The organism is Ectobacillus sp., assembly GCF_056992975.1.
Map to the genome: position 1 here is coordinate 1 of NZ_JBXKMX010000079.1, position 3,853 is coordinate 3,853.

The 3,853-nt window shown below is 36.5% G+C and carries 4 protein-coding genes; all 4 read left to right on the forward strand.

Annotation, left to right across the window (positions count from 1 at the left end):
* A partial coding sequence (locus tag AC11ZT_RS03920; RefSeq protein WP_484058352.1) for an FAD:protein FMN transferase occupies positions 1-723 on the forward strand: 723 nt, incomplete at its 5' end.
* Between the two features lie 2 nt (positions 724-725).
* A complete protein-coding gene (locus AC11ZT_RS03925; protein WP_484058353.1) occupies positions 726-1,250 on the forward strand; it encodes a ferric reductase-like transmembrane domain-containing protein in 525 nt (174 codons plus the stop codon).
* Between the two features lie 232 nt (positions 1,251-1,482).
* The gene (locus AC11ZT_RS03930) at positions 1,483-2,187 is read left to right on the forward strand and encodes an FTR1 family iron permease (RefSeq protein WP_484058354.1); all 705 of its coding nucleotides are present in this window, start codon (positions 1,483-1,485) and stop codon (positions 2,185-2,187) included.
* 287 nt (positions 2,188-2,474) lie between these two features.
* Entirely contained in the window at positions 2,475-3,722 is a 1,248-nt protein-coding gene (locus AC11ZT_RS03935; protein ID WP_484058355.1) for a DUF445 domain-containing protein, read from the forward strand.
* Positions 3,723-3,853: the final 131 nt, after the last annotated feature.

The window sequence follows — 3,853 nt, forward strand, 5'->3', positions numbered from 1 at the left end:
CAGCTAAACGAGCATGTAGGCGAAGAAAGAGAAGTTTCCTTTTCCCTCTTTCAAATCTTAGAAAAGGCTGAGGAGTTTTACAAGGATACAGATGGAATATTTAATCCAGGCATACTATCAACCTTAGAACAAGAAGGATATACAAAATCTATCGAGTACATTCGAGATAAGGAAGTTGGTGCAACTACACTTTCTACCTCGATTGTTCCCCAACCTCCATTTACGCTAAATCCAGCTAATGGAACGGTTACGCTTCATACTAGAATTGATTTAGGTGGGATAGCGAAAGGATGGGCATTAGATTATATCGCGGCGCTTTTAGAAGCACATGCAGATGGATTCATTAATATAGGCGGGGATATACGGGTTTTTGGAACGCTGCCATACCCTCTGCACCTAGATATAGAAAACCCACTATCTAATACTGGTTATATTTCGTCCATTGATATTACTTCAGGAGGTCTCGCTACTTCTACATCAGCTAAGCGAAAATGGCTCGTGAACGGTGAGTATCACCATCATCTTATTGATCCCGTAACAGCACACTCATCACAAAGTTCAATTATCTCTGCAACAGTTACTGCAAATAGCGCAGTCCAAGCAGATGTTTGGGCAAAAGTTGTTCTTCTATTAGGGGAAGAAAAGGGAAAGCAGTGGATTCATAGAAAAGGTATACACGCTGTTCTTGTAAATCAAGATGGCTCTATATGGAAGGAGCAATAAGAATGAACGAATATATTTGGTACTTGATTCGTGCAACAGGGACTGTGGCATACATATTACTATATTTTGCCACAATTATAGGGCTCTATACACAAATTTTAAAGCGAAAGAAGCGTAAAATAAATACTTGGCTAAACCTACATGAGCCATTATCAAATTGGGCATTTATTCTTGTCCTTGCTCATCTTGGATTTCTATTCTTTGACGCTTACGCAAAATTTACATGGACTGATTTACTAATTCCATTCTCAACCAGCTATAAGCCACTTCCAATGGCACTAGGTATATTTTCACTTTACATTCTAACCATTACCATAATTACAACAAAATTAAGAAAAGCAATTGGCATCAAAATTTGGCGTAAGCTTCACGTCTTTACACCAATTATGTACATTCTCGTTACGGTTCACTCCGTTTTAATTGGAACCGACTTCCAGCTTACCATTGTGATGCTAATCAACTTGATCCCGGTTATTACATTTAGTTGGATCTTTATGAAACGTCACGATTCACAAGCTACCGCATAATATAAGGGGAGAACAAGCTAACCCAAAAAGGGATAAGCCTCTCCTTTTTTTGCGTTACCCTCAACCATACCTCTATAGTACAGTCATCCACTATACTACTAACCATACGAAATTAATTTTCTACTCTTTCCAATATGTTTTTGAGAATAATTCTCAAAAACATATTGACATGTAAACGTATTCCTTATAATATGATGATATTGAAAATCATTATCAAAAGGGGTTATCTACTATGCTATCAAGCTTATTTTTATCTTTTCGTGAAGGACTCGAAGCTGCACTTGTAGTCGGTATAATACTAGCACAACTATCAAAAATGAATCGAAAGAATTTAACTTCTACCGTATATGCAGGTGCCCTAGTAGGATTTATTGTAAGCTGTATAGTTGGCTTTTTTGGATTTCAAGGGGCGCAGCGATTTGAAGGAGAAGGAACAGCAATATTTGAAGGAATAATGATGCTTCTCGCTGCTGCAATGATTGCTTACTTTATTCTATGGCTTCACCGATCTAATCAACAAGGTGCCGACATTCGCTCTCAAGTATCCAAGAAATCTGATCGTTATGGTTTATTTATTATTACATTCGTTTCCGTATTTCGCGAAGGATTAGAGCTTGTTATCTTTAATTTTACCCAAATAACAAATGGTGCTTCTTCCATCGCTCTTGGAAGTGTGATTGGAATCGTATTGGCAATAGCAGTCGCAAGTATTATCTTCAAATCCTCTATCAAATTTAATCTTGGCATTATCTTTAAAGTATTAGGTATCGTCTTAATATTAATTGGCGGAGAATTATTTGGTGAAGGTTTGATAAAACTTTGGCAAGCCGGCGGAGAATTAGTAGAAAAAATAGGCATGATTGCCTTTATCGTTCCCGCCCTTTATATATTTTTAAAACCAGATATACAAAAATGGAGAAAGGTTCCAAACGCTTAATCATACCCTTTCATTCATTATTCCCATACTTCAAAATGGATCTTACCAAATAAGGTCCATTTTTTGTTACTCTTTTCTACCTCTAAAATGAATCTTTGAAATAAGACAAACATACTTCATGTACAGCCCTTACTTCATCAGTCTTTTCAAACTCTTATACATTTCATTCATGAGTTCCGGCATAATACGTTATAATAAAGAAAAATGTAATACATATGGCCTATATTTGTTATAAAGCTATACATATGTCCATATAGTAAATGTATCGTAAAGGGTGAATACAAGGAATGAAAACTCGAACAAAACAAATAGCAGGTGTTTCCTTAGGAATTATGGGAAGCGGCTTTCTTGCTACATTACCATTTCAACAATCTATCATCGGAAGCATTGCACAGGGAGGATTTGAAGCTGGCCTGGTTGGTGGACTAGCCGATTGGTTTGCCGTTACAGCACTTTTCCGTCATCCCCTCGGTATTCCAATCCCACACACAGCACTTTTACCTCGAAATCGTCAAAGAATGACAAACGGTCTAATTAATATGCTCGAGAACGAATGGCTTACAAAAGAAAGCATTACATCAAAATTAAAACAAATTCAAATTGTTGAAAAAATAATAGAAGCAATAGATAAAGAACTTCAAAAAAGTTCCGTACAAGAAGGAATAGTAACAATTTTACGTCAAGCCATTCTAAGAATAGATGAAGAAAAGATAGCTATATTTGCTGCAAAAGAACTTAAAAAGTATTTACATACCATTGATACAGATGTTTTGGTACAAGCTGCTATTGACCAAATACTTCTTCATAGCTATGAAGAAAATATATTAGATTTCTTGCTAGAGAAAGTAAAAAATTGGGTAGAAAAGGACGATGCACGTCATAAGCTCGGCAATGCTGCCATGAAGGCACTGATGAATATTGAACTAGATGGATTTCTACAATTTGCTCTTAAATCATTTATAAATATTGTTGACGAAGATAAGCTTGGGCAAATCATTCAAGATTTTGTACGAGGCGGCATTACAAGCTTACAACAAGAAGAAAATGAAAATAGAGCAACCGTGTTACGCGCAGTGAAAGATGAACTCCAAAAAGCTAAGGAAAATGAATCCTTACTAACAACGATTCAAACATGGAAAGAAACAATCCTCTCCAAATGGGATGGGACGAACCAACTAACAGAATTACTTTCAAAGATAAAACAAAATTTGCTGCTAACACTAGCAGATAGCAGCTATGTTAATAGCCACCTTTTCCCTTATGTACTTCAAAAATGGGAAAACATAAAAAACAATGCTACCTATCGCCTGCAAGCGGAAAGCTGGATTCAAGAGCAATCTACTGTTTTAATTGAAAAAAACCACTCCAAAATTGGAAAACTGGTACAAGAAAATTTAGACAAGCTCGATAATGAAACACTCGTTGCTATGATGGAGCAAAACGTTGGTAAAGATCTTCAATGGATTCGAGTAAACGGAGCCGTATGTGGATTTTTAATAGGAATTGGCTTAACTATTTTTAAAATGATTGTATAACTAGAATGAGATAGCCTCGAAAAAGAAGGCGGAGAACAATCATGGACTTCAAGAAGAGGGGCAACGGAAAGACATGATCGTTGCCCCTCTTTGGTCTATGTTACGGGCACAATCCTTTCTCTTTTGTTCCC